General features: G+C 66.8%; 23 protein-coding genes. 12 read left to right on the top strand and 11 right to left on the bottom strand.

Going from position 1 to position 24571, the window contains the following annotated elements; translation table 11 throughout:
• Nucleotides 1-60: 60 nt before the first annotated feature.
• The gene (locus ACFPOE_RS09050; RefSeq protein ID WP_376849758.1) at nucleotides 61-894 is read left to right on the top strand and encodes an IclR family transcriptional regulator; all 834 of its coding nucleotides are present in this window, start codon (nucleotides 61-63) and stop codon (nucleotides 892-894) included.
• Here ACFPOE_RS09050 and ACFPOE_RS09045 read toward each other — a convergent pair.
• Nucleotides 891-1664, bottom strand: a complete 774-nt coding sequence (locus ACFPOE_RS09045) for an IclR family transcriptional regulator domain-containing protein (RefSeq protein ID WP_376849757.1) — start codon at nucleotides 1662-1664, stop codon at nucleotides 891-893. The two genes, ACFPOE_RS09050 and ACFPOE_RS09045, sit on opposite strands and share 4 nt — an antisense overlap.
• A 111-nt stretch (nucleotides 1665-1775) precedes the next feature.
• Between ACFPOE_RS09045 and ACFPOE_RS09040 the strand changes: the two genes are divergently transcribed.
• Genes ACFPOE_RS09040 through ACFPOE_RS09000 form a run of 9 tightly spaced genes read left to right on the top strand, consistent with a single transcriptional unit; the run spans nucleotide 1776 to nucleotide 10130 of the window.
• Nucleotides 1776-2711 (top strand): shikimate dehydrogenase family protein, encoded by a 936-nt coding sequence (locus tag ACFPOE_RS09040; protein ID WP_376849756.1) that lies wholly within the window; start codon nucleotides 1776-1778, stop codon nucleotides 2709-2711.
• Entirely contained in the window at nucleotides 2708-3865 is a 1158-nt protein-coding gene (locus tag ACFPOE_RS09035; RefSeq protein ID WP_376849755.1) for an ABC transporter substrate-binding protein, read from the top strand. The genes ACFPOE_RS09040 and ACFPOE_RS09035 overlap by 4 nt, the downstream gene beginning before the upstream one ends.
• A 7-nt stretch (nucleotides 3866-3872) precedes the next feature.
• Nucleotides 3873-4748 carry a branched-chain amino acid ABC transporter permease gene (locus tag ACFPOE_RS09030; RefSeq protein WP_376849754.1) on the top strand — a complete coding sequence of 292 codons (876 nt, stop codon included), beginning with the start codon at nucleotides 3873-3875 and terminating at the stop codon, nucleotides 4746-4748.
• A 12-nt stretch (nucleotides 4749-4760) separates the two neighbouring features.
• Entirely contained in the window at nucleotides 4761-5744 is a 984-nt protein-coding gene (locus ACFPOE_RS09025; RefSeq protein ID WP_376849753.1) for a branched-chain amino acid ABC transporter permease, read from the top strand.
• On the top strand, nucleotides 5741-6487 hold the full coding sequence (locus tag ACFPOE_RS09020) for an ABC transporter ATP-binding protein (RefSeq protein ID WP_376849752.1): 747 nt from the start codon (nucleotides 5741-5743) through the stop codon (nucleotides 6485-6487). Before ACFPOE_RS09025 ends, ACFPOE_RS09020 begins: the two co-directional genes overlap by 4 nt.
• 10 nt (nucleotides 6488-6497) lie before the next feature.
• Nucleotides 6498-7241, top strand: coding sequence for an ABC transporter ATP-binding protein (locus ACFPOE_RS09015; protein WP_376850628.1), 744 nt, complete (start codon nucleotides 6498-6500; stop codon nucleotides 7239-7241).
• The gene (locus ACFPOE_RS09010) at nucleotides 7241-8329 is read left to right on the top strand and encodes a Gfo/Idh/MocA family protein (RefSeq protein ID WP_376849751.1); all 1089 of its coding nucleotides are present in this window, start codon (nucleotides 7241-7243) and stop codon (nucleotides 8327-8329) included. Before ACFPOE_RS09015 ends, ACFPOE_RS09010 begins: the two co-directional genes overlap by 1 nt.
• Nucleotides 8326-9210, top strand: coding sequence for a VOC family protein (locus ACFPOE_RS09005; protein ID WP_376849750.1), 885 nt, complete (start codon nucleotides 8326-8328; stop codon nucleotides 9208-9210). The genes ACFPOE_RS09010 and ACFPOE_RS09005 overlap by 4 nt, the downstream gene beginning before the upstream one ends.
• 5 nt (nucleotides 9211-9215) lie before the next feature.
• Entirely contained in the window at nucleotides 9216-10130 is a 915-nt protein-coding gene (locus tag ACFPOE_RS09000; RefSeq protein WP_376849749.1) for a sugar phosphate isomerase/epimerase family protein, read from the top strand.
• Between the two features lie 3 nt (nucleotides 10131-10133).
• Here ACFPOE_RS09000 and ACFPOE_RS08995 read toward each other — a convergent pair whose 3' ends face one another.
• Genes ACFPOE_RS08995 through ACFPOE_RS08970 form a run of 6 tightly spaced genes read right to left on the bottom strand, consistent with a single transcriptional unit; the run spans nucleotide 10134 to nucleotide 15550 of the window.
• Complete coding sequence (locus ACFPOE_RS08995) at nucleotides 10134-10868, bottom strand: dienelactone hydrolase family protein (protein WP_376849748.1); 735 nt, start codon at nucleotides 10866-10868, stop codon at nucleotides 10134-10136.
• Between the two features lie 43 nt (nucleotides 10869-10911).
• A complete protein-coding gene (locus ACFPOE_RS08990; protein WP_376849747.1) occupies nucleotides 10912-11910 on the bottom strand; it encodes a 2Fe-2S iron-sulfur cluster-binding protein in 999 nt (332 codons plus the stop codon).
• Nucleotides 11911-11932: 22 nt separating this feature from the next.
• Entirely contained in the window at nucleotides 11933-12874 is a 942-nt protein-coding gene (locus ACFPOE_RS08985) for a PdxA family dehydrogenase (protein WP_376849746.1), read from the bottom strand.
• On the bottom strand, nucleotides 12871-13341 hold the full coding sequence (locus ACFPOE_RS08980; RefSeq protein WP_465251311.1) for an aromatic-ring-hydroxylating dioxygenase subunit beta: 471 nt from the start codon (nucleotides 13339-13341) through the stop codon (nucleotides 12871-12873). The genes ACFPOE_RS08985 and ACFPOE_RS08980 overlap by 4 nt, the downstream gene beginning before the upstream one ends.
• On the bottom strand, nucleotides 13338-14579 hold the full coding sequence (locus tag ACFPOE_RS08975; protein WP_376849745.1) for an aromatic ring-hydroxylating dioxygenase subunit alpha: 1242 nt from the start codon (nucleotides 14577-14579) through the stop codon (nucleotides 13338-13340). The genes ACFPOE_RS08980 and ACFPOE_RS08975 overlap by 4 nt, the downstream gene beginning before the upstream one ends.
• 2 nt (nucleotides 14580-14581) lie before the next feature.
• A complete protein-coding gene (locus ACFPOE_RS08970) occupies nucleotides 14582-15550 on the bottom strand; it encodes a Bug family tripartite tricarboxylate transporter substrate binding protein (RefSeq protein WP_376849744.1) in 969 nt (322 codons plus the stop codon).
• Between the two features lie 91 nt (nucleotides 15551-15641).
• Between ACFPOE_RS08970 and ACFPOE_RS08965 the strand changes: the two genes are divergently transcribed.
• Nucleotides 15642-16436, top strand: a complete 795-nt coding sequence (locus ACFPOE_RS08965) for an IclR family transcriptional regulator domain-containing protein (protein WP_376849743.1) — start codon at nucleotides 15642-15644, stop codon at nucleotides 16434-16436.
• Nucleotides 16437-16469: 33 nt separating this feature from the next.
• Here the strand turns inward: ACFPOE_RS08965 and ACFPOE_RS08960 are convergent, their stop codons facing one another.
• Nucleotides 16470-16706: a hypothetical protein gene (locus ACFPOE_RS08960; RefSeq protein WP_376849742.1), complete on the bottom strand. Its 237-nt coding sequence runs from the start codon at nucleotides 16704-16706 to the stop codon at nucleotides 16470-16472.
• 98 nt (nucleotides 16707-16804) lie between these two features.
• Nucleotides 16805-18142: a YihY/virulence factor BrkB family protein gene (locus ACFPOE_RS08955; RefSeq protein ID WP_376849741.1), complete on the bottom strand. Its 1338-nt coding sequence runs from the start codon at nucleotides 18140-18142 to the stop codon at nucleotides 16805-16807.
• 187 nt (nucleotides 18143-18329) lie between these two features.
• On the opposite strand from ACFPOE_RS08955, the gene ACFPOE_RS08950 reads away from it, so the two are divergent.
• Nucleotides 18330-19529: an aminotransferase-like domain-containing protein gene (locus ACFPOE_RS08950; protein WP_376849740.1), complete on the top strand. Its 1200-nt coding sequence runs from the start codon at nucleotides 18330-18332 to the stop codon at nucleotides 19527-19529.
• A 101-nt stretch (nucleotides 19530-19630) separates the two neighbouring features.
• Here ACFPOE_RS08950 and ACFPOE_RS08945 read toward each other — a convergent pair whose 3' ends face one another.
• On the bottom strand, nucleotides 19631-20986 hold the full coding sequence (locus ACFPOE_RS08945) for a hypothetical protein (protein WP_376849739.1): 1356 nt from the start codon (nucleotides 20984-20986) through the stop codon (nucleotides 19631-19633).
• A gap of 25 nt (nucleotides 20987-21011) precedes the next feature.
• Nucleotides 21012-24347 carry an AAA domain-containing protein gene (locus ACFPOE_RS08940; RefSeq protein WP_376849738.1) on the bottom strand — a complete coding sequence of 1112 codons (3336 nt, stop codon included), beginning with the start codon at nucleotides 24345-24347 and terminating at the stop codon, nucleotides 21012-21014.
• Nucleotides 24348-24571: the final 224 nt, after the last annotated feature.

Below are 24571 nucleotides of genomic sequence, written 5' to 3'. Positions count from 1 at the left end.
TCGGGGCCGATTGTGGAAAGCCCGGTGGCGGGGCGTTCCGGACTGGAATATCGTTCCGGCATGCGAAACGACGACGCCGGCGCCACAGCGGCCCATCCCTTGACGACCATGCTCGATCGCGGCCTGGGCATCCTCGAATACATGGCGGCGCAGCCCGGCGGCCTGCCGCTGGCCCACATCGCCGATGCCGTCGACATTCCGCGCAGCGCCTGCCACCGGCTGCTGGCGCAGCTGAAGTCGCGCGGCTACGTGCGGCAGGTGCGGCCGCAGGGCGACTATGTGCTGACGACCCGGCTGGTGGCGCTGGGGCTGGGCTTCCTCAGCGGGTCGGGCATCGTCGACGTCGCCCAGCCGCTGATCGAGCGGCTGGCGGAACGCTCGGGCGAGCTGGTGCGGCTGTCGATCGTGGACGAGGACCGGCTGACCTGGGTCGCCAAGGCCGAGGGCGGCCGCAAGGGCTTCCGCTACGACCCGGACATGGGCATGGACGCGCGCCTGTCCTGCACGTCCTCGGGCCATGCCTGGCTGCTGACGCTGTCGGACGAACGCGCGGTGGCGCTGGTGGCCCGGCAGGGCTTCGGCCCGCCGCAGCAGTACGGGCCGAAGGCGCCGACCACCGTCAAGGCCCTGCTCGGCTTCCTGCACGCCGCGCGGGTGCGGGGCTACGCGATGATCGACGAGGTGTTCGCGCCCGGCATGTCAGCGGTCGCGGCGCCGGTGCGGCGCGCCGGCGCGCCCGCCATCGGCGTCATCAGCATCGCGGGTCCGCGCCGGCGCCTCACCGCGGCCCGCATCCAGGCGCTGGCGCCGGCGCTGCTGGCGGCGGCCGCCGAACTGGCGCTGGAGATCAACGCCTCCGGCCTGTTCTCGCGCACGCCGCTGGGCAAGGGCTAGAGCAGCGGCCGCAGCGCCTGCGCCGCCTCGCGCAGCAGCGGCAGCAGCTGCTCCACCATCTGCTCGCCGGTGTAGGCCTGCATCTGCAGCGTCATGCCGAGCGCGCCCTGGCAGTTGCCGCGCCGGTCCTTCAGCGCCAGCGCGATGCCGCGCAGCCCGGCGTCCAGCTGCTGGTCGGTGGTCCAGTAATCGAGCGCGCGGGCGGCCAGCACGTTGGCGCGGAAGGCCGCCGGGTCGGTGACGCTGTGGGCGGTGAAGCCGGTGAACTCGTGCTCGGCGATCCATTCGTCCAGCAGCTCGTCGCTGAAGGTGGAGAGCACCGCGGTGCCGGGCGTCACCACGTGGGCCGGCACCCGCACCCCGACCTGGTAGCCGATCGACACGTAGCGCGGCGGATTGCTGCGCGCCACGTAGACCATCTCGTGGCCGTCCAGCACGCTCATGTTGACGGTCTCGCCGCTCTGCATCGAGATGCGCTGGATGAAGGGCTGCACCAGCCGCGGCAGCCGGGCCGCGCCCAGGTAGCTCTGGCCCAGGCGCAGCACCCGCGGCGCCAGCCAGAACGACTTGCCGTCGGTGGCCGCATAGCCGAAGTGGCACAGGCTCAGGAGGAAGCGGCGCGCCGCGGTGCGCGAGATGCCGGTCAATGCGGCGGCCTCGCTGGCCGTCAGCCGCGGATGGTCGTCGTCGAAGGCCTCGATCACCTTCAGGCCCTTGCCCAGGCCTTCGATCAGGTCCTTCGGGTCGATCTCGAAGGGAGGCTCGCTCATAAGGGGAAACCCGGCAAACACGCGGTAGTCGCGCGGTGTGAGCGATCATCGCGCACCGGGGCCACAAATGGCTTGAGGGAAACCCCCGGGGTGCCTATCGTTGCCCCCGACATGACAACAGCATCCCTTTCCGCCGGCGCTGCGGCCGCACTTCCGATCACGGGCACCACCCGCGTCTTCCTGATCCTGGGCGACCCGGTCAGCCAGGTGCGCGCGCCCGAGATGTTCAACCACCTGTTCCGCACCCACGGCATCGATGCGGTGCTGGCGCCGGCCCATGTGCGGCCGGCCGACCTGGAGCGCTTCGTGCGCAACGTCACCGCCGCCGGCAACATCGACGGCCTCTGGCTGGCGATCCCGCACAAGACCGCGATGGTGGAGCTGCTGGACCGCTGCGACCGGCTGGGCCGCGCCGCCGGCGCCGTCAACGCCGCCCGCCGCAATCCGGATGGCTCGCTGGAAGGCGCGCTGTTCGACGGCATCGGCTTCGTCAAGGCGCTGGACCACTTCGGCATCCCCTGCGCCGGCCGCGACGCGCTGGTGGTGGGCGTCGGCGGCGGCGGCGTGGCCATCGCCGCCTCGCTGTGCGAGCGCGGCGTGCGCCGGCTGGCGCTGTACGACAACGTGCCCGGCCGCACCGCCACGGTTGCTTCGCGGCTGCAGGCGGAGTTCGGCGTCGAGGTGGTGGCGCTGGACGCCGCCGACCCGGCCGGCTTCGACATCGTCGTCAATTCCACGCCGCTGGGCCTGCGCCCCGGCGACCCGCTGCCCTTCGACGTGGCGCGCTGCGAAGGGCACGCCGCCGTGATCGACATCCTGATGAAGAACCAGCCGACGCCGCTGCTGCAGGCCTGCCGCGCGCGCGGCCTGGCCTGCCATCCCGGCTACGAGATGCTGATCCAGCAGATCCCCGAGTACCTTGCCTTCTTCGGCTACCAGGCGCTGGCGCGCCGGGTGCAGGCCGATGCCACCGACCTGCGCGCGCTGCTGGCGCCGCAACAGCCCCCCGTCACCCTCGCTTCAACGTTCCAGGAGACAACACCATGACCATGATCCGCCAATCCCTGACCGCGGCCGTCGCCGCGCTCGCCCTCGTCGCCGGCGCGGCCCACGCGCAGGCGACGATCAAGATCGCCAGCCTGCAGGAGCTGTCCGGCACCGGTGCCACCGTCGGCACCAACTTCAAGAACGGCATGGACCTCGCCATCAAGGAGATCAACGCCGCCGGCGGCATCCTGGGCAAGAAGATCGAGGTCACCCACTACGACACGCAGAGCAATCCCGGCGTCGCCAAGGGCCTGGCCCAGAAGGCGGTCGACGACGACGTGCTGGCGGTGTTCGGCCCCGGCTTCTCCGGCTCGATGATCGTCAGCATGAACGAGACCCGGCGCGCCAAGATCCCCAACTTCACCGGCGCCGAGGCGGCCTCCATCACCACCCAGGGCAACCCCTACGTCTACCGCACCAGCTTCGGCCAGGCCACCTCGATGCCCAAGGTGGCGCGCTACATCGCGCAGAACCTCAAGGCCAAGACGGTGGCGGTGATCTACGTCAACAACGACTTCGGCAAGGGCGGCAGCGACATGGTGACCAAGTCGCTGGCCGACCTGGGCGTCAAGGTGGTGGCCAACATCTCCACCGACCCGGGCAAGCTGGACTTCGCCGCGCCGGTGCTGCAGGCCAAGCAGAGCAACGCCGACGTGATCTTCGTCTACACCAACGAGGAAGAGGCGGCGCGCGCGCTGCGCGAGCTGCGCAAGCAGGGCGTGAACAAGCCGATCGTCGGCGAGACCGTGCTGACCAGCCAGAAGGTGATCGAGCTGGCCGGCGACGCCGCCAACGGCGCCGTGGCCCACATCGGGCTGTCGGTGGACGCGCCGGTGCCGTCGATGCGGGCCTTCCGCGCCAAGTTCGAGCGCGATTACCACTACATCCCGGACCACAACGGCATCAAGGGCTACACCGGCGTCTACATCATGAAGGCGGCGCTGGAGAAGGCCGGCAAGATCGACCGCGCCGCGCTGGCCAAGGCGATGAAGGGCCTGACCATCAGCGCCGCCAAGGAGCCGGGCGTGCTGATGGACGTCAGCTTCGACGACAAGGGCGACATCGACCGCGAGAGCTTCCTGGTGGAAGTCAAGAACGGCAAGCAGGAAGTCAAGGCAGTGCTGCCGGCACTGGGCAGCAAGAAGGGCGGCTGAGGCGACCATGACGGACCTGGTCCAACTGCTGCTGTCCGGCATGGCCACCGGCGCCATCTACGCGCTGGCGGCGCTGGGCTTCACGCTGCTGTGGCAGGCCAGCGGCACCATCAACTTCGCGCAAGGCGAGTTCGTGATGCTGCCGGCCTTCATGATGCTGGCCTTCAACACCATGGGCCTGCCGCTGCTGGTCAGCTTCGCCTTCACCTGCGCCATCGCGGTGCTGGTGCTGGGCTGGGGCTTCAAGCGCGGCATCGCCGATCCGCTACTACGTTTCGGCATGATGCCGGTGGTGGTGGCGACGCTGGGCCTGTCGATCGCCATCCGCAACGGCGTGCGGGCCGGCTACAGCGCCGAGGCCCATCCCTTTCCCAGCCTGTTCGGCGACACGCTGATCCGCGTGGCCGGCGTCACCGTGACCTCGGGCGACATCGGCACCCTGCTGGCGGCGCTGCTGCTGGTGCTGGGCACCCAGGCATGGCTGTCGCGCACCGTCACCGGCCGCGCGATGCAGGCGGTGGCGCAGAACACCGAGAGCGCCACCGTGCTGGGCATCAACGTGCCGCGCATGGTGTTCTACACCTTCGCCATCAACGCCGTGCTGGCCTGCGCCGCGGCGCTGCTGGTCACGCCCACCTACCTGGCCAAGTTCGACATGGGCGAGGGGCTGGCGACCAAGGCCTTCTTCGCCGCGATCATCGGCGGCTTCAACAACTCGCGCGGCGCGCTGCTGGGCGGCATCATCGTCGGCGTCAGCGAGAACCTGGCCGCGCACTACGTGTCGGCGGCCTACAAGGACGCGGTGGCGCTGGTCATCTTCATGCTGGTCATCCTGTTCAAGCCGCAAGGGCTGCTGGGCCAGAAAATCGAACGCAAGGTCTGAGGGCAGCCCGCCATGAAAAAATCGACGCTGTTCCTCCTCGCGCTCGGCCTGCTGCTGCTGGCCGTGCCGCCCTTCCTCAAGAACTACGGCATCTACCTGCTGAGCACCTGGCTGGTCTACGTGATCGCCAACATGGGGCTGAACCTGACGGTCGGCTACGCCGGCCAGAAGTCGCTGGGCCACGCCGCCTTCTTCGGCATCGGCGCCTACACGGTGGCGATCCTGATGCAGCACGGCATCAGCTTCTGGATCGGGCTGCCGGTGGCGGTGCTGGGCTGCTTCCTGATCGGGCTGGCGCTGGGCTTTCCGGCGCTGCGGGTGCAGACCATCTACCTGGCGTTCGCGACGCTGGGCTTCAACACCGCCGTCTGGCTGGTGCTGCGCAACGAGGAGTCGCTGACCGGCGGCACCTTCGGCATCAACAACATCGGCCGGCCCGAGCTGTTCGGCCTCTCGCTGGAAGGCTCGCTGGCCTATTACTACTTCGTGCTCGGCGTGACGGTGCTGCTGTCGGCGCTGATGTGGAAGCTGCTGGCCTCGCCCTGGGGCAAGGCCTTCACCGCGCTGCGCGACAACCCGATCCGGGCCGAGTCGCTGGGCATCCGGATCCAGGCCTACACGCTGCTGTCGTTCGCCTTCGGCGCGGTGTACGCGGGCATCGCCGGTGCGCTGTTCGCCTCGCTGGTGCAGTTCATCGAGCCGGCGCCGTTCGCGGTGGGCACCTCGTTCATGATGTACCTGATGGTGGTGGTCGGCGGCCCGGGCTACTTCTTCGGCCCGCTGCTGGGCTCCGCCGTCGGCGTGCTGCTGCCCGAGTGGCTGCGCTTCGCGCAGGCCTGGTACCTGTTCGTGTTCGGCAGCGCGGTGGTGCTGCTGATGCTGTGGCTGCCCGACGGCCTGCTCAGCATCCCGGACCGCGTGCGCGCCCGCCGGCTGGCACGCGAAGCGTCCGCGGCCCGCGCCGCGTCCGCGGCGGCCGTGGGAGTGCAGGCATGACCGCGCCGGTGCTCAAGGTCAGCGACCTGAAGAAGTCCTACGGCGCCATCCACGCCGTGGCGGGCGTGTCCTTCGAGGTGCTGCCCGGCGAGATCTTCGGCGTGATCGGCCCCAACGGCTCGGGCAAGACCACGATGTTCAACAGCGTGCTGGGCCAGATCACGCCCGACGCCGGCCGCATCGAGCTCAATGGCCAGGACATCACGCGCCTCTCACCCGTGGAGCTGAACCAGCGCGGCGTCGGCCGCACCTTCCAGACCCTGCAGGTGTTCGGCAAGATGAGCGTGCGCGACAACCTGATCGTCGCCGCGCAGGAACACCAGGGCAGCATGTTCGGCCGCATGTTCGCGCCCGGCGATTCGGGCCTGGGCGCCCGGGCCGACGCGCTGATCGACCAGTTCCGCATCCGCCACGTGGCCGACAAGAAGGCCGGCGAGCTGAGCTACGGCCAGCAAAAGCTGGTGGACATCGCGATGGCCTTCATGAGCGAGCCCGACCTGGTGCTGCTGGACGAGCCCTGCGCCGGCGTCAATCCGAGCCTGGTCGGCGGCATCAGCACGCTGCTCAAGGAACTGAACAAGACCCGCAAGGGCTCGTTCGTGGTGATCGAGCACAACATGGACTTCGTGATGGACCTGTGCCACCGCATCCTGGTGATGGTGGAGGGCAAGGTGATGGCGCTGGGCACGCCGGCCGAGATCCGGTCCAACAAGCAGGTGCTGGACGCCTACCTGGGAGCCTGAGATGACGACCATGGACGACACCTGCATCGAATTCGACAACGTGCTCGCCGGCTACGGCGACTTCATGATCCTGAACAACCTGAGCTTCAAGGCCAGGCGCGGCAAGATCACGCTGCTGCTGGGACCCAACGGCGCCGGCAAGTCCACCGTCCTCAAGACGCTGTTCGGCCTGCTCAAGGTGCGCCAGGGCCGGATCCGGCTGGACGGCCAGGACATCACCGGCGCCGGCGCCAAGGAGCTGCTGGTGCAGCACGGCGTGGCCTTCGTGCCGCAGGGCCGCAACCTGTTCGGCCAGCTGACGGTCTGGGAGAACCTGGAGCTGGGCGGCATCACGCTGGGCATGAAGACCACCCACGCCCGCATCCCCGAGGTGCTGGAGCTGTTCCCGCGGGTCAAGGAGCGGCTGCACAGCCGCGCCTCGGCGCTGTCGGGCGGCGAGCAGAAGCAGCTGGAGGTGGGGCGCGCGCTGCTGCTGCGGCCCAAGGTGATCCTGATCGACGAGCCCTCGATCGGCCTGAGCCCGCTGGTGGTGGCCGACGTGTTCCGGCTGCTGCGGCGGCTGGCCGACGAGGGCACCACCGTGCTGATGGTGGAGCAGAACGTCAAGAGCGCGCTGAAGATGGCGGACGAGGCGATCGCGCTCGAATCGGGCCGGCTGGTGCTGCAAAAGCCCGCGGGCGACCTGCTGTCGGACCCGAACATCGAACGGCTGTTCCTGGGCGGCGCGCACGCCGGCGCCGCGCAGCCCGCCTGATGGCCCGCCGTGCGCCGCTGCGGCTGGCGGTCGCCGGGCTCGGCGCCATCGGCCGCGCGCACGTGCAGCGCGTGCTGGCCAGCGGCGACTGCACGCTGGTGGCCGTCACCGATCCCGCGCCCGCCGCGCAGGCGGCAGCGCGCGAGGCCGGCGTCCCCCTGTTCGAGCAACTGGAAGCGATGCTGGATGCCAGCAAGCCGGACGGCGTGATCCTGGCAACCCCCACCCCGCTGCACGTGGCGGGGGCGCTGGCCTGCATCGCCCGCGGCATCCCGGTGCTGGTGGAAAAGCCGGTGGCCGACACGCAGGAAGGCGCCCAGCGCCTGGCGCAGGCGGAGGCGGCCAGCCGGGTGCCGGTGCTGGTGGGCCACCACCGGCGCTACAGCCCGGCGCTGGAGGCGGCGCGCGCCGTGATCGACGGCGGCCGGCTCGGCCGGCTCACCGCCTTCCAGGGCAGCGCCACCTTCCGCAAGCCGGACGCGTATTTCACGGAGGCGCCGTGGCGCTGCCGGCGCGGCGGCGGCCCGATCCTGGTGAACCTGGTGCACGAGGTCGACAACATGCGCGCGCTGATGGGCGAGATCGTGCAGGTCCGCGCGCTGGCGTCCAACGCCGCCCGCGGCTTCGAGGTGGAAGACACGGCCGCGGTGGCGCTGCGCTTTGCCGGCGGCGCGCTCGGCACCTTCCTGGTCAGCGACTGCGCCGCCGGGCCGCGCAGCTGGGAGCAGACCAGCGGCGAGAACCAGGCCTACGACCGCGACCCCGACGAAGACTGCTACGTGATCGGCGGCGATCGCGGCTCGCTGGGCGTGCCGACCATGCGGCTGCGCACCTACGACGGCGAGGCATCGTGGCAGCGGCCGCTGCGCACCCAGCGCCTGCCGGTGACGCGGGCCGATCCGCTGGTGCGCCAGCTGGAGCATTTCTGCGCCGTGATCCGCGGGCTGGACGCGCCGCGGGTCAGCGCCCAGGACGCGGGCCGCACGCTGCGCGCCACGCTGGCGGTGGCCGAATCCGCCGCCCAGGGCGGCGCCGCCGTCGCCATCGACCCGGCCGGGTCCAACCATTTCGACAGGAGCACGCCATGACCGACCCCCAGATCGAGGACCGCGAGGCGATCGGCGAGCAGCCCAACCCGGTGGCGCTGGCCGGCATCGAGTTCGTGGAGTACGCCACCAGCAAGCCGCAGGCGCTGGGCCAGGTGCTGGAGAGCATCGGCTTCCAGCCGGTGGCGCGGCACCGCTCGCGCGAGGTGCTGCTGTACCGGCAGGGCGGCATGAACATCATCGTCAACGCCCACGGCAACGGCCAGCCGCGCGCCGGCGCGCTGTCGGAGACGCCGGTGCTGTCGGCGCTCGCGCTGCGCGTGCGCGACGCCGGCGCCGCCTACCGGCGCGCGCTGGAGCGCGGCGCCTGGGCGGTGCCGGTCAACGTGGAGCCGATGGAGCTGCACATCCCGGCGATCCACGGCGTCGGCAGCAGCCGCATCTACTTCGTCGACCGCTGGCGCGAGTTCTCGATCTACGACGTGGACTTCGTGCCGATCCCCACCGTGGAGCGCAATCCGCCCGCCGTCGCCGGCATGGACTGGTTCGGCCTGGTGCAGTACATCGGCAACGAACGCACCGAGAACTGGACCGACTTCTACCGCGAGCTGTTCGGCTTCACCCAGGTGCCCGACGAGCAGCGCTTCGGCATCCTGCCCAAGGGCCGGGTGCTGCGCAGCCCCTGCGGCACCTTCTACCTGCAGCTGATCGAGCCGGAGGCGGGCATCGTCGACGTGGAGGGCGAGGAGTCGCTGGCGCGGGTGGCCTTCGGCACGCCGGACGTGCTGGCCGCGGTGGCGCAGCTGCGCGCGCGCGGCGTGGACTTCTTCGAGTCGGGCAAGGTCCACAGCGACACCCGCGGCGCGCTGATGAAGCCGGCGCTGTTCGGCCTGACCTTCGAGCTGGTCCACACGCAGGGGTGAGCGCCATGAACAGCAGCATCCATGACGGCGGCAACACCAGCGACTTCGGCATCGACACCATCTCCTTCGGCGGCCCGCTGGGCGCCAAGCTGAAGGCGGCGCGCGAGGCCGGCTTCACCCAGGTGATGCTGGGCGCGCGCGACGTGGTCGGCCATCCCGACGGCTACGAGGCGGCGGTGGAGGAGGTGCGCGCCAGCGGCCTGCGCGTCACCGGCATGCAGGTGATGCGCGACTTCGAGGGCCTGAGCGGCCACCTGCACGACTACAAGGTGGACGTGGCCAAGTCGATGCTGGAGGTGACGGCGGCGGTCGGCGCCAAGGTGCTGCTGGTCTGCTCGTCGACCTCCACCCACGCCAGCACCGACCTGGACGCGATGGCGCGCGACCTGCGCAAGCTGGCGATGCTGGCGGTGCCGCTGGGCGTGAACGTGGCCTACGAGGCGCTGTCCTGGGGCCGCACCGTCAACGTCTTCCCGCAGGCCTGGGACCTGGTGCTGCGCGCCGACATGTTCAACCTGGGCATCGGGCTGGATTCGTTCCATGCCTTCGCCGCCAAGACCCCGGCCGAGGAGATCGACCAGCTCGATCCGGACAAGATCTTCCTGGTGCAGCTGGCCGACTTCATGTGGCAGGAGATCCCGTCGGTGGAGGAGCGCATCACCACGGCGCGCCATTTCCGCGTGTTTCCGGGCGAGGGCGTGCACAGCGCGCAGGTGGCGGACTGGGTGACGCGGCTGCACGCGCTGGGCTACCGGGGCGACTACAGCTTCGAGGTGTTCAACGACGACTACCAGCAGATGCCGGCGCGGGCGGTGGCGGCGCGGGCGCGCAAGAGCGCGCTGTGGCTGGGCGAGGAGGTGCTGCAGCGCTCGGTGCCGCTGCCCAATGCGATGACGCTGCGGCGCCGGGCCGGCGCCTGAGGGCTACTGCGGCAGGGTGCGGCGGAACAGGTCGAACAGCCGCTCCCAGTGGCGCTCGGCCCCGGCGCGGTCGTAGATGCCGGCGCGCAGCGGAAAGACGAAGCCGTGCTCGGTGCCGGGATACCACTCGATGCGGTGCGGCGTTCCCGCCGCCTGCAATGCCTGCTGCAGCACGGCGATCGTTTCCGGCGGCGCCCACCTGTCGGTCTGGGCGCAGGCGAAGTAGCTTTCGCACTTGATCTTCGGCGCCATCAGGTGCGGCGAATCGGGCTTGTCGGTGACCAGCTGCGCGCCGTGGATGGAGGCGATCGACTTGATGCGCTGCGGGAAGGCCGCCGCCGCCGCCATCACGAAGGGCCCGCTCATGCAGTAGCCCACCGCGCCGACGCGCGCGCCGTCCGCTTCCGGCTGGGCGTCGATGTGGCGCAGCATCGCCTCGGTGTCCTGGGTGACGAGCGCGTTGGTCAGCGAATGCATGTGGTCGAACATCACCGCCAGCGCCGGCTCGGTGCGTTCCTTGAGCCAGTAGTCGTGGCTGCGGCGGTAGTAGAGGTTGGGCAGCACCACGTAGTAGCCGACCGAGGCCAGCCGCCGCGCCATGTCGTGCAATTCCTCGCGCTTGCCCGGCGCGTCCATGTAGAACAGGACGACCGGATGCGGCCCGTGTTCTTCCGGGTGGACCACGAAGCTGTTCATCGCCCCGGCGCGCGTGGTGATGTCGATGTGTTTTTCGATCATGCCGGTATTGTGGACGGCAGCGTCGATCCGGCAAAGAGGCCAGTCAGGTCGCTGCCGGTCCGGGCACGAACACGTCGCTGAAGAAGTGCCTGGGATCCAGGCCGCGCTCCTGCACGCAAGCCTTCTTCACGGCAGCCACCATCGGCGGGGCGCCGCAGCAGTAGACCTCGTGGCCGTCCAGGCTCGGGAAATTCGCCCGCACCGCGTCATCGACGCGTCCATGGAAGCCTGCCAGCGCCTGCGCATCCGCGGCGTCTTCCACCGCCGCAATGAATGTGAAGCCGGGGAGCAGCTTCTTCCAGCGCTCCACCGCAGTCATCAGGTACAGGCCGCCCGCATTGCGGCCGCCCCAGACCAGGGTCACCGGACGCCCGACGCCCTTCTTCACCAGGTCGTCCAGCAGCGACTTCACCGGCGCGAAGCCGGTGCCGCCCACCACGCACAGCATCGGCGCCGACGTTTCTTCCTTCAGCTCGAAGTTGCCGAAGGGCAGTTCCACCTTGAGCAGGTCGCCGCTCTTGAGCGTGGGCACGATCTGCGTGAACTGCCCGCCCGCCACGTGGCGCACGTGCAGCTGCAGCGTGTCGCTCTCGTGCGGCGGATTGGCCATCGAGTACGAGCGGCGGCTGCCGTCCGGCAATTCCACCTGCAGGTACTGGCCGGCCCTGAATTTGGCGCGCTGGCCGGCGGGCAGCCGCAGTTGCAGCACGCTGACGTCGTCGGCAGCCAGCGTATTGCGGAACACCTTGGCGCTGAAGGTCTTGCGCGCAGCCGGATCGACGCGGTGCCACGCGGCCGGCACGATCGCCAGGTCGGAGGCCGGCAGGCACTGGCAGAACAACACCTGGCCCGCACCGGCGACGTCGCTGGGCGGGCATTTCACCTGGCCGGACTCGATGCCGCCAGCGCAGTTGCCGCACACGCCCTTGCGGCAGGAGTAAGGCATCTCGATGCCGGCCTTGAGCGCGGCGTCCAGCAGGTTCTCGCCCTCGCCGCAGGAAAAATGCAGGTCGGTGCCGGCGATGCGAACGTCGTAAGCCATGGGGAAACTTCGGTGGGTCGGTTCAGGAAGGGATGCCGGCGACCAGGCGCAGGCTGCGCAGCAGGGCGTCGGGTCTGGCCACGCCCCGGCCGGCGATGTCCATCGCGCTGCCGTGGCCGGTGCTGGCCAGCAGCACGCTGGCGCCGATCGACAGCGCGCTGGCCGCCTGCGGCGCCAGCAGCTTGACCGGGATGTGGCCCTGGTCGTGCAGCATCGCCACATAGAGGTCGTGCTTGCGCCCGGCCAGCAGCACGTCGGCGCCTGCGGGCCCGTCCACGCGCACGCCCAGCGCGCGCAACTGCCGCACCGCCGGCCCGACCAGGTCCTCGTCCTCGGGGCCGAACAGCCGCCCTTCGGACGCATGGGGGTTGATGCCGAACAGCGCCAACGCCGGATCGGGCAGGCCGAGCAACGCGCACGCGCGCACGCCCGCCTGCGTGGCGGCCACGATCAGTCCGGGCGTGATGCGCGCCAGCGCCGTCGCCACCGATTCGTGCAGCGTCACGTGCACGATCCGCAGGCCGCCGCCCACCAGCATCAGGAACACGCTGTCCTGCGGCTGGCCGCAGACCCTTGCCAGCAGCGACGGATAGCCGTTGAACGCGATGCCGGCCTGGCTGATGGCCGTCTCGTGGTGCGGGCCGGCCACCACCGCGTCGAACTCGCCGGCCTCGCAGGCGAGGATGGCCGCAGTGGCGCAGGCGACCGCGCTGGCCCCGGCCTGCGCGTTGACTTCGCCGGGCACGGCGGCGGCGGCCGGCAACTGGCCGGCCGGCCGCAGGTCCAGGCGCGCCAGCACGTGCTCCAGGCCGATCGATCTCGCCGCCCGCTGCAGCACCTCCGGCGGCCCGAAGACCGCGAGCTTCATCCTGTTCTCGCCGTCCAGCGCCTCCAGCGCCCGCAGCACGATCTCCGGACCGATGCCGTTCGGGTCGCCGGCGGACAGCGCGATCCTGCGGGTCACAGCGGCAGCGCCATCAGCGTGTCGGTGACCGTGCTGTCGCAGATGGCGGTGCGTTCGGCCAGCAGCAGCCTGCCGTCCTGCAGCACGTAGCGGTCCCGGTACTCGCCGGTGGCGAACAGCATGGTCTCGCCGGTGGCCATGATCCGCGCCACCATGAACGGGGTGCGGGCGCTGGCGCTGCCGCTGTCAGCCTGCTCGATCAGCGGGATGCCCAGCAGGTGGCGGTAGCGCTGGCGTTCGTAGATGTTGGCCTGGCGCAGCGCGGCGATGCGGTCTTCCAGCATCGCGCGCGAGTCGGCATAGACGATGCCGGCGGCCAGGCCGTCGCGCTCGTTCTCCACGTGGGTGATGCGGTACAGGCAGTCCTCGGTGAAGAAAGAAGGCCATTGCTCCAGCGCGTCGCTGTCGATGGCGCGGGCGTATTGCGCGTTGAACGCGCACAGTTGCAGCAGGTCGATCATGCTCATTCGCCCATGTGCCGACGGTAGGCTTTCCAGAAGCCGCGCACCGAGGCTTCGGTGGCACGGCCCTCGCTGGAGGATGCGCCGTCCCCGCCCATTTCCACGACCGCTTCCATGCCGTGGGCGCCGGCGATGCCGCGCTGCACGAAGCCGCCGACCGCGCCGTCTTCCATCGAGATGAAGCCCGCCGGGCCGACCAGGTTCAACTGCTTCAGGCGCACGGTGCGCTGGGCCGGCGTGTCGTCGCTGTAGCCGATATAGGTCCAGTTCAGCTCGGTGCGCTCGGCGCCCTTGGGCAGCACCTGGCGCACCGCCAGGCAGTTCTGGATCTGCTGCAGCACGAAGCCGGGGAACACCGACAGGATCTGCAGCGTCACGCCGTCGTTGTATTCCTCGAAGCCCGAGAGCACGGTCTGGTCCTTCAGGCGGTAGCGGTTGTCGTCCGAGCGCAGGCCCTGCTCCTTGTACGAGGTGTCGCTGGTGGCGGCCGCCGCCTTGTCCACCATCGAGTAGCTCACGTGGTGCCCGCCCGAGGCGTCGACGATCAGCCCGCCCTTCTGCGACAGCCGGTTCAGTTCGAAGGTGGTGAAGAACAGGTGCAGCAGGCTGGCGTGGTAGCTGTCCTTGACGTTCTCCACGTACAGCTTCCAATTGTTCGGCAGCGCCTGGGTGAAGCGGCCGATCACCTCCACCGGCTTGTGCAGCACGCGCTCGATGCGCTGGCAGATCTCGTCGCCCAGGTACTCCTCGATGCCCGGCACCTCCTCGCTGAAGCTGCCGAACACCAGCCCGCAATAGACCGCGACCCGCAGCTTGCGCGGACCGTGGTCCTGCTTGCAGAAGCTCTTGCCCATGCCGCCCTGGCCCCTGACGCCGGCCTCGAAGGCGACGCCGGTCAGGTCGCCCTGGCGGTTGTAGCTCCACGCGTGGTACACGCACTGGAAGCCGCCGTCGGTGTGGCCCGACTTCTCCAGCGCGATCAGCGCGCCGCGGTGGGCGCAGCGGTTCTCGAAGGCGTAGACCTCGCCGTCGTCGTCCTTGACCACCACCACCGGCGTTTCGCCGGCGAAGGTGGTGCGGTAGCTGCCGCCCTCGGGCAGTTCGGCGTCCAGGCACAGGTAGTTCCAGGTTTCGCCCCGGAAGATCCTCTCCTGCTCCTTCGCGGCCAGCGCCGCGTCGCTGTACACGTCGTACGGGATGCGCGTCAGGCCCGGGCCAGCCCAGTGGATGGTCTGCTCCTGCATCGTCACTCCAGCGTCACGTTGGCGCTCTTGATCACCTTGTTCCACTTGTCCGACTCGCGCCTGATGAAGGCGCCGGTCTGCTCGGGCGACCAGCCGCGCGGCTCGGCGCCCTGTTCGGTGAACTTCTGCTTGACGTCCGGCAGGGCCAGGACGGCGGCCACGGCCTTGTACATGGCGGTGACGACGGCGGCCGGCGTGCCGGGCGGCGCGACGATGGAGAAGAAGGTGACGGCCTCCATCGGCACCCTGGATTCAAGGAGCGTCGGCACCTGGGGCAGGGCCGCCGAGCGGTGTTCGTCGGCCACGGCCAGGATGCGCAGCTTGTTGTTGTTGTGGAACTGGGCCGACGAGCTGATGTTGTCGAAGAACACGTCCACGTTGCCGCCGACCAGGTCCACCAGCGCCGGCGCGGTGCCCTTGTACGGGATGTGGACCATCTTCGTTCCCGTCACTTCCATGAACAGGCTGGCCGTGAGGTGCGAGGTGGAGCCGTTGCCCTGCGAGGCGTAGCTGACCTTGTCGGGATTGGCCCTGAGGTACGCCACCAGCTCGGCGACGTTCTTCACCGGCAGCTTGTTGCTCACGGCGAGCACGTTGGGCACGGTGGCCAGCACCGTCACCGGCACCCACTTGGTCGGGTCGAAGGGCAGCGACTTGTACAGGTGGTTGTTGATCGCGATCGGGCCGGGCGGCGAGACCAGGAAGGTGGTGCCGTCCGCATCCGCATGGGCCACCAGGTCGGCGCCGATGTTGCCGCCGGCGCCGGTGCGGTTGTCCACGATGACGCCGCCGGGGTAGCTGCTGCGCAGCTTCTCCGCGACGATGCGCGGCAGGATGTCGGCGGTGCCGCCGGCGGGGAAGGGCACGATGAAGCGGATCGGCTTGCTGCCCTGGGCGATGGCGAGCCGGCTGCCGGCGGCCAGCGCGGCCCCCAGGGCCAGGACGGAGCGCCGCGTGGTGGTGATGGTCATGAGTGTCATTCGATTGGAAGCAGGGCGCGAGTGTGGGCTGCGCCTTGATCGGGGTCAATGAATTCGCACTTATAGTTCGCATATCGAACTCTTGGGCCAGATCATGTCGATGGCGGGCGAACCGGATACAGCGCGGGAAGAGAAGGAATACGTGATGGGCCTGGAGAAGGGCCTGGCCGTCGTGGAGGCCTTCGGCATCGCCAGGGGCCCGCTGACCCTGAGCCAGGCCGCGGAGATCACCGGCCACACCAAGGCAGCGGTGCGCCGCAGCTTGCTGACGCTGTGCAAGCTCGGCTACGCGACCCAGGACGGCCGGCAGTTCCGGCTGGCGCCGCGGTCGCTGCGGCTGGGACACGCCTATGTGGCGTCGGATCCGCTGACCAAGGTGGCGCAGCCGATCCTGGAGATGACGAGCGAACGCACCAAGGAGTCGGCCTCGATCGCGGTGCTGGACGCGCAGGATTCGGTGTTCGTGGCGCGGTCCACCCACCGCCGCAGCCTGTCCAGCGGTCTGGGCATCGGCGTGCGGCTGCCCGCCTATGCCAGCGCCACCGGCCGGGTGCTGCTGGCGGAGCAGCCCGTGGCGCAGGTGGAGTTCATGCTCAATCGCATGTCGCGCCCGGCGCTGACGCCGCGCACGCGCACCGGCATGCGCGAGATCCTGAGGGAAATCGCGCTGGTGCGCACGCGCGGCTATGCGATCAGCGACGAGGAGCTGGAGCTGGGCCTGCGCTCGGTCGCAGTGCCGATCCGCAACGGCCGCGGCGAGCTGGTCGCCGCGATGAGCCTGTCGGTTGCCACCAGCAGGATGACGCGGGACCAGCTGGTGGACAAGCTGGTGCCGGAACTGGATGCAGCGCGCCGCACGTTCGCGGCGCTGCTCTGAGCGGCCCCGGCGCGAGCCGGGGCCGGCCGGTGCTTACTTCTTGACGGCGGTGGACGTGTCGACGCGCTGCTCTTCGGCGGCGCGCTTGCTGGCGCGGTGGTGGCCCACTGCGCAGCCGATGGCGGCGCCGGCCAGGCCGTGGTGGCCGATGAAATGGCCGCCGACGCCGCCGACGGCAGCGCCCTTCAGGCAACCCTTGGCTTGGGCGGGAGCAGCCACCATGGCGAGGGCGGCGAACATGGACAGAACGGCGACTTGGGTCTTGAACATTTGGAATCTCCCGAGGATGTGTTGTGGAAGGCTCCGAGCATCCACGGGATTGCACGGCCCGCAGGTCAGCCATGCGAGCCAGCCGCTGTAGGAGCGGTCTACCTTCGCCTGACCCGCGGCGTCAGGCGGCGGCTGTTGAACGAGACCGAGATGCGCTGGTCGACGCGCTTCTGGTACTTCGACACGGCGGCGTCGAGCAGGGCGATCGCAGCCAGCGAGACCAGCTGCGTGATGATGGCCTTCTTGGTGGTCTCCATCTCCATGTCGATCGCCTTCTGGCCGATGGGCGCCACCGGCACCGCGACCACCGGCGTGCCGCCGGCGGAACTGGCCATCACCGGCTTGCCGACGTCGACCGACTGCGCGGCAGCCGACCCGGCCACGGACCCCTTGCCCGCGACCACCGACTGCTTGGCCGCCAGCGCCCCGGCCGGCGACTGCACCGCCGCCGCCGACTGTGCCGCGCCCGCCAGCTCCACCTGCTGGCCCGGCGGCGCCTGCGTGCCCGGCACCGACGGCCCCGTCTTGGGCACTTCCACCGGCTTGCCCTCGACGGCGGTCTGCTCGGTTTTCTGCATCGCCTTGGCGCCGGCCAGCGAGCCGTGCTCGTCGGCGTACACCTTGGTGAACTCCGCGCCCAGCAGGAAGATCTGCGCCGCGTAATACACCCAGGCCAGCAGCACCACCAGCGAGCCGGCGGCGGCGAACGATTCCGTCAGGCTGCCCTTGCCCAGGTACAGGCCGATCAGCAGCTTGCCCGCCTCGAACAGCACCGCCGTCACGCCGGCGCCCATCCAGACGTCGCGCCAGGCGATGTGGGTGGAGGGCATCAGCTTGAAGATCATCGCGAACAGCAGCGTGGCGATGGACAGCGAGATCAGCGCATTGAGCGCCTGCAGCATCAGCTCCCAGCCCTGCACCACGCTGCCGGCCCAGGTGCCCAGGGCGGCGAGGCCGGCGCTGACCGACAGCGAGACCATCAGCAGGAAGGCCACGCCCAGGATCAGCCCGAACGACACCAGCCGGGTGCGCAGCAGCGCCACGATGCCGCTGGGCCGGGCCGCCGGCGGCACGTGCCAGATGCGGTCCAGCGCGCTCTGCAGCTCGGCGAACACCGTGGTGGCGCCCACTAGCAGGATGACGGCGCTGATCAGGCTGGCCACCAGCCCGCGGTGGGTGTCGCTGGCCGCGGCCACCAGGCCCTGCACCACCTGGGCGCCGTCCTTGCCGATCAGCCCGCTGAGCTGGCCGACGATCTGGCCGGTGACGGCCTCGCGCCCGAACACCGCGCCCGCCACCGCGATCACGATCACCAGCAGCGGCGCCAGCGAGAACACGGTGTAGTACGAGATCGCCGCGCCCATGCTGGGCGCGAAGTCGTCGATCCAGGCTGCGCCGGCCTTGCGGAAGAGGGAGAAGATGTTCTTGGCGTGCATGTCGATCGTTTCTGGCAGGAGCTGCCATTCTGAACGGATTCGCCCGCCGCGAGGGCCGCCGCGCCCGCGCCGTGAAACGGGGTCGGATCCGAATTCGGGACAATAGCGATTCCGGAGCCGGCAGCTCCACTTCGAAATTCGGCTCCGACCCCGTTTCTCCGCCCGCCAACCGCTCGCAGACACCACCATGCCCCTCCAATTCGCCACCCGCCTGAACAACGTCGAAACCTCCGCCATCCGCGAGCTGTTCAAGCTGCTGGGCAAGCCCGGCATCATCTCCTTCGCCGGCGGCTTCCCGGACAGCGCGATGTTCGACGTCGCCGGCATCAAGGCCGCCGCCGACGCGGCCCTGACGGAGGAACCCGGCGGCGCGCTGCAATACGGCGCCACCGAAGGCTACGAGCCGCTGCGCCAGCAGCTGGCGGCCTTCATGGGCACCAAGGGCGTGGAGGTGGCGCCGGACGGCCTGATCGTCACCACCGGCAGCCAGCAGGCGCTGGACCTGCTGGGCAAGACGATGATCAGCCCGGGCGACAAGGTGATCGTGGAGGGCCCGACCTTCCTGGCCACCATCCAGTGCTTCCGCCTCTACGGCGCCGAGCTGGTGAGCGCGCCCATCGACGCGCATGGCGTCGACACCGAGCAACTGGAACAGCTGATCGTCGAACACAAGCCCAAGTTCGTGTACCTGATCCCCACCTTCGGCAACCCGAGCGGCGCGCTGCTGTCACTGGAGCGGCGCAGGAAGGTCCTCGAACTGGCGGTCAAGTACCAGACCCTGATCGTGGAAGACGATCCTTACGGCGACCTGTATTTCGACCCCGCGTCCCCACCCCCCCGTTCTGTCCTGAGCCTGTCGAAGGACCTGCCTGGCAGCCGCGAATGGATCGCCCACTGCGGTTCAATGAGCAAGGTGCTCAGCCCCGGCCTGCGGGTGGGCTGGATGATCGCGCAGCCCGAGCTGCTGGCCAAGGCCACGATGTGCAAGCAGTTCAGCGACGCCCACACCAGCACCTTCGCCCAGGCCACCGCCGCGCAGTACCTGAAGGCCGGCCGCATGCCCGCCACGCTGGCCAACGTGCGCAAGGTGTACGGCGAGCGCGCCCGTGTGATGGGCGCCGCGCTCACGCGCGAATTGGGCGACGCCGTGGAATTCACCCAGCCGCAAGGCGGCCTGTTCTTCTGGGCCCGGCTGACGGGCAAGGGCGGGAAGGTGAAGGATGCGGGGGAGTTCGCCAAGCGCGCGATCGAGCAGGGCGTGGCGTTCGTGCCCGGCGCGCCGTTCTATGCGAAGGATCCGGATGTCAGCACGTTCCGCCTCAGCTTTGCGACGGCGGATGTGGGGAAGATCGAGGAGGGGGTGGGGAGGTTGGGGAAGGCGGCTTGACGACGCAAGCCGGGCCGGAGAAGCGAAAATTTGTTGCCGCTTGGGCGAGAATTAGAATTCATCGCTGGTGGCGAATTGCTTTCACAGGTTAGGAGAATGGGTCACTCCGAGGACTGCGCCAACTTCTTGCCCCTTTTTGCAACTGGAATGCCTGATCCGGTTGCAAGACTCTTGAGGAGGCCAGTGGGGTCCAGGGGTTTCGTTATGAGCGCGCCAAAAAATGAGTCGAATCCACCAATCGAAGTTGCGAAACTCTTTGTCTTTCCCGCTACCCCGAAAGCACCGTCACATACAAACCCGCACCATTCGCTGCTAGTCGGCAGTGTTTCGACCTTTGCGCCCTGTTCTATGAGATGGCCTAGAACTCTGTTTGGTGCCAATCTCTCGTCTGTTGCAGAAGTGTGAAGTACCACGCGGACACCGCGACGAAGGGCGAGCAAAATCGCATCCATAGCTGAGACATCGAACAGGGACTCGGATGTGGCGGGGCAGGCGACAACAATTTCTGATCTAGAGGAGACCAGGGCTCTTCCAAAGGCAGCCTGCGCTTCAGACAGTCCGACCCACGCCGACCTTTTAACCAGCGGTGCAGTACCATTCATCAGTAGCTGCTCTGCAAGTGTCGAGTTTTCGTTAGCGGAAAATGCCACATACGTACTTAGCGCGTTGCGTATAACGCTGGTTTCGATGAATTTTATCCCCTTCAACTGGGGGCAGTGCTGGATGATCGTTCGCTTAACCAACTGATCATGACGGGCTACTACTGCCTTTAGTTGTAAGAGTGCTGGATGAGACGCATAACGTTGCGCGAGTTCTTGATCTGCCACACCGTCGATGCAAATCTGAGGCAGCGCTTGCACTCCTCTCCTTAAGAGTAAAACACCGGGCTTAAACAGGGCGTTGGCTCGAACGATGCGGCCCAATTTCGCAACTTCTAAGACGCGTGGCATCGCATTTCTATTCTGCAAGATGGCTAGCTTAACGTTGGGGAAGTCCAATTCATCAACGCGCGGCGGCCTCGTGGGTACTGCTGGCAACGGCAAGCATCCATGAGGCAGGCGCCGCTTCGGCATCAGGTCCCCAGGTGCGATTTCGATTCGACGCGTAGATCCATGAACATAGCAGCCCGCATCACGAATAACCGTGCGGGTTAGGTTGTCAGTCATTAGCGCCCGGATACCCCTGTCTAACAGCTTCAGTTTTAGGGGCGCCGCATCAGGGGTAACGAAAAGTTCGTCCACCAACTCCTGCGTTTGACTCGCGATCTCCGCCTCAGCAACGCCAAGGAGACCGGAGATCGAGTGAATGCTGTCTACGCCAATACTGATCGAGCGAAGAATGAAGTCTTTCAGCGCGCCCAAGTCACGTCGCTCCACACAGACCGTAGTCAGTCGCAAAAAGAAATACGGGATGGCAATCGACAGGGCGGCGGCTGGGGGTTCATCATCGTCTGCCATGTGAGCGGCGACAGTACGAACTAACTCATTGGCCCGCATATCGAGTCTCGCAGGTTTTGGGGTTGGCTTCCATGTGATCGATTACCCTCTTGAAGGGATTCTCGCCAGGAACTCCGTAACAAAAGGATTGGTCGCCGACGATCACTAGAAGATCCTGCGGACGGGAAAGTGCCACGTTTAGCCTCTTTACGCTTCGAAGAAATCCAAGGTAGTCACGGGTGTTGCTGAGGGTGGCCGAAAATATGCAGACTGACGCCTCTCGTCCTTGGAATGAGTCGACTGTGGCCACTTCCACATCAAGGGCAGAGAGGTGGCCTCGCGGTATGCGTCTATCAAGAGCATTGGCTTGAGCAGCGTAGCCTGCAATTACTGCAACCGACAGTTTCGGGGCCGTGCGATCGCATTGCCTTTGCAGATCATTGAGGAGGTCCAATATGACTTGCTGTTCTTTTGGGTTGACGAAGCTGTGGCCCTGAGGCAGGTCCCGTGCCCCAGTGGTGTCTAGCCAAACCACTGGCTTAGGGAACCGCTTCTTGATCCACTCCGGCCGCTCGCTGTCTGGCCGATCGTTGATAAGGGAGCGGCCATAAAACGAGACACTGATCAGTTCTCCAATTGATTTGCACATCCGATGTTGGTGGGTCAACTCCTTGACGCACGATGCCGGCAGCCTTGGAAGTAAGTAGTCAAGCAGTGTTTCCTTAACCTCCGACTCCGAATACCCTTCAGTTTCAACGCCATCCCAAAAGGGAGGCAATTGCTTTGGGTCGCCGACGATCAGGGCGCGTGCGCTGCGTACTAGGGGGACTAAAGCTTCTGTAGCGGAGGCCTTCGATGCCTCATCAATGATGCAGAGGTCGAAGCGAGCGGTGGAAAATGCATCATTGCTCGCCAATCCGACGCAGGTTCCGGCGACGACTGAGGCGGATCGCATGACGACCTCTTCGAACTGCTTCAACTGACCGAGCAAGTCCAGCCATGCGACTTGGAGAGCAACAACCCGTCGGAACTCTGTCCACTTCGAATCATTGCGCTGCAGAACTGATATGTACTCGCCAAGCTCAACTGCTGAGAAGTTTGACAGCAACAGTCCGTCAGGTCCCCGCAATCTCAACTCCTCTCGGAGTAGCAGCACCCGTTCGTTCGAGCGACTAATCTGTTCTTGCAGTTCGGCTGCCGTGACGGTAGCCGCAGTAGCAGTTTCAATCTTCTGCGTTTCGTCCGCTTTTGCTTCTACTGCGGCTGATTGAGCGGCGTCGAGCTCACTTCCAATCCTTGCAAGATCTCGAGCCAATGTCGCCTGATGCTGGTAGGTTTGCAATAGTGCCTCGGCGCGTACTAGCAATTCGACCTCTGTTGAATCAATCCCGAGCGCAACTCCAGCAGTGAGGGAGTGAGTGCGCGCCCGCCTGGCGGTTGATTCGCACCATTCGGCAAGGCAGTTTTGCAACAGTGTTGGGCGCACCGCAGGGGAAACTTTGTCTTCGTCCACCCTTGCGATGCGCACAATTTCGCCGGGCAAGTGGCCCATTGATAGCAGTTTCTCGACCACATGATCAATAGCGATGTGGGTCTGCGCAGCCACTAACACCCGGGCTCCGGGTTGCTCGGCAAGGTACTGCGAAACAATGGCAGTAATCAGCCGAGTCTTGCCCGTACCAGGTGGTCCCTGAACGACCATCAACTCTGGTGCGCCGAGAGCGGCGTCGAGCACTTCAGCCTTGTCTGGACTTAAATCATCTCTGTTCGGTCTGCCGCTTTGTTCGGGCGCTCTAGCAGCCGCTGGTGTAAGTATTAATCGTTTGAGGGAGGGCGATACTGCGTTGTCATCACGCAGAGTTTTCAGCGCGTCTTCTTGTCTCTCGAGCGCTCGTCGTTGTGCTGCCGTGTCGGCTTGCAGTCTTCCAGAAGTTGGTGGCTGTCCCCTCACTGCGCCAAATGGACGAAGAATGACCCTGCCAAGAGCCAAGGTCACGAATTCAAATACGATTACGCCACTTGTTCCTCGTATGACTCTGCGCTCGCCCGGTAGGAGGCCGTGTTCCTCGTCGACGATTACCGAGAACTCTCCACCATCCCACTTGCCGTCTTCATATTGAAGTTCTGGCAAAAAGCGAAGCGCTCGAGTGCGGGCGATGAGTACATCCTGCAGCATGTTCAGGAATCGCTCTTCATCCTTGCGTCGCTGCTCCTCATCGTCGCGTTCCTTCTGCGATGACAAGAACCGTTGGATGAATTCAAGACTTCCACGCGATGCGGTGGGATCAACACCGGACGCAACTCGCTCAGCAAAGCGAACCGATATGCTGGTGCCGACCGCAGAGGCTGGGCGTTGGACGGCGGGCCAGACGTCCTTGATCATTAGCCAAGGCGATTCTTCGGACGCACGCGTCGCGCGGACGCAAAGCGTATTGCCGGTGAATTCCCAATCCCCTTCGGGCAAGAGAAAGACCTGAGAGGAGAAGTTGAAGTCATTGAGCAGTCTGGCTATTTGCTCATCCGGCGCTCCTTCGACTAGGTCAGGAAGTTTCTCATGCACCTTCGGGGCGAGGTCGACACCGATAGTCCTTTCATAGATTGGATCTGTACCGCGAGCTTTGTGATAGTCATCTAGCTCCCACAGAAGTTCTGTTGCCGTGCCTGGACGCTTGTCATCACCTAGGCATCGAAGTAACAGGTCGGTGGGGGCGACTGCGGAAAGCTTGCTAGCCGCAATTCTGAGTTCTTCGGATGTCTTAAAGGTCAACCGCCCGGTGAGCGCGCCAACGGCTATCGCGGCCCACGAATAGATATCCCGAGATTCATTCGGATTAGAACCTGTTGATTCACTTGGCGTCCATGGCGAAGAGCTGGCTCGGGCGAAGGTCAAACCTAGGCCGATACCGTCAGCAGCTTTGGCAATTCCAAAGTCTGTGATCTTGGGGACGCCCTTCTTGTCTAGCATCACGTTCCAGGGCTTGAGGTCGCGATGAGCGAAGCCGCGCCCATGCGCGTACCTGATACCTTCAAGGATGGGGCGGCCTAGCAACTCGTAGAACGCGTTCCAATTTGTGGGACCGTATGCATCAATGCGTTCGGCAAGTGTCTCCTCCAGCCACTCTAGTACGAGGAACCTCTCCACGCCATCCGTTCCAACTCCTAAGAGTTTGACGATATTGGGATGGTCCATTCGTTCAAGCGCGTGAAGTTCACGGTTAAAGCTCTCCACTGCCTCATCGCGAAAGTCGCCCGGCTTCCGCCCCTTCAGAGCGACGAGGATGTCTTCGTCCTTGATCGTGGCTTTTTGAACCCGAGCCATTCCGCCGTCCTTTGTTACGGAAGAGAGTTCAAAATCGCTCATGGAAAAGGCGCGCGGGCTCATGCGGTTCTTCTTAATCGTTTGGTCCCTGAGACTAGCACCATGACTAGTCTATTGCGCCAGGGCGTCGTCAGTCAGTACCGCTCCATTGACCTCTCGAGCCCTCTTTCCCTCTGGAGGGCTTGCGAGCGCGTTGCTGCATTCGCAATGCTCTTATCGGGACGACGACCCGGCCCTGACTTAGCAAGGCTCGGCAGAACCGGTAGGCTAGCGGCCCATTTCGCCCG

The organism is Caenimonas terrae, assembly GCF_042655405.1.
Taxonomy (GTDB): domain Bacteria; phylum Pseudomonadota; class Gammaproteobacteria; order Burkholderiales; family Burkholderiaceae_C; genus Ramlibacter; species Ramlibacter terrae_A.
This window is presented reverse-complemented; position numbering and strand designations above follow the sequence as displayed.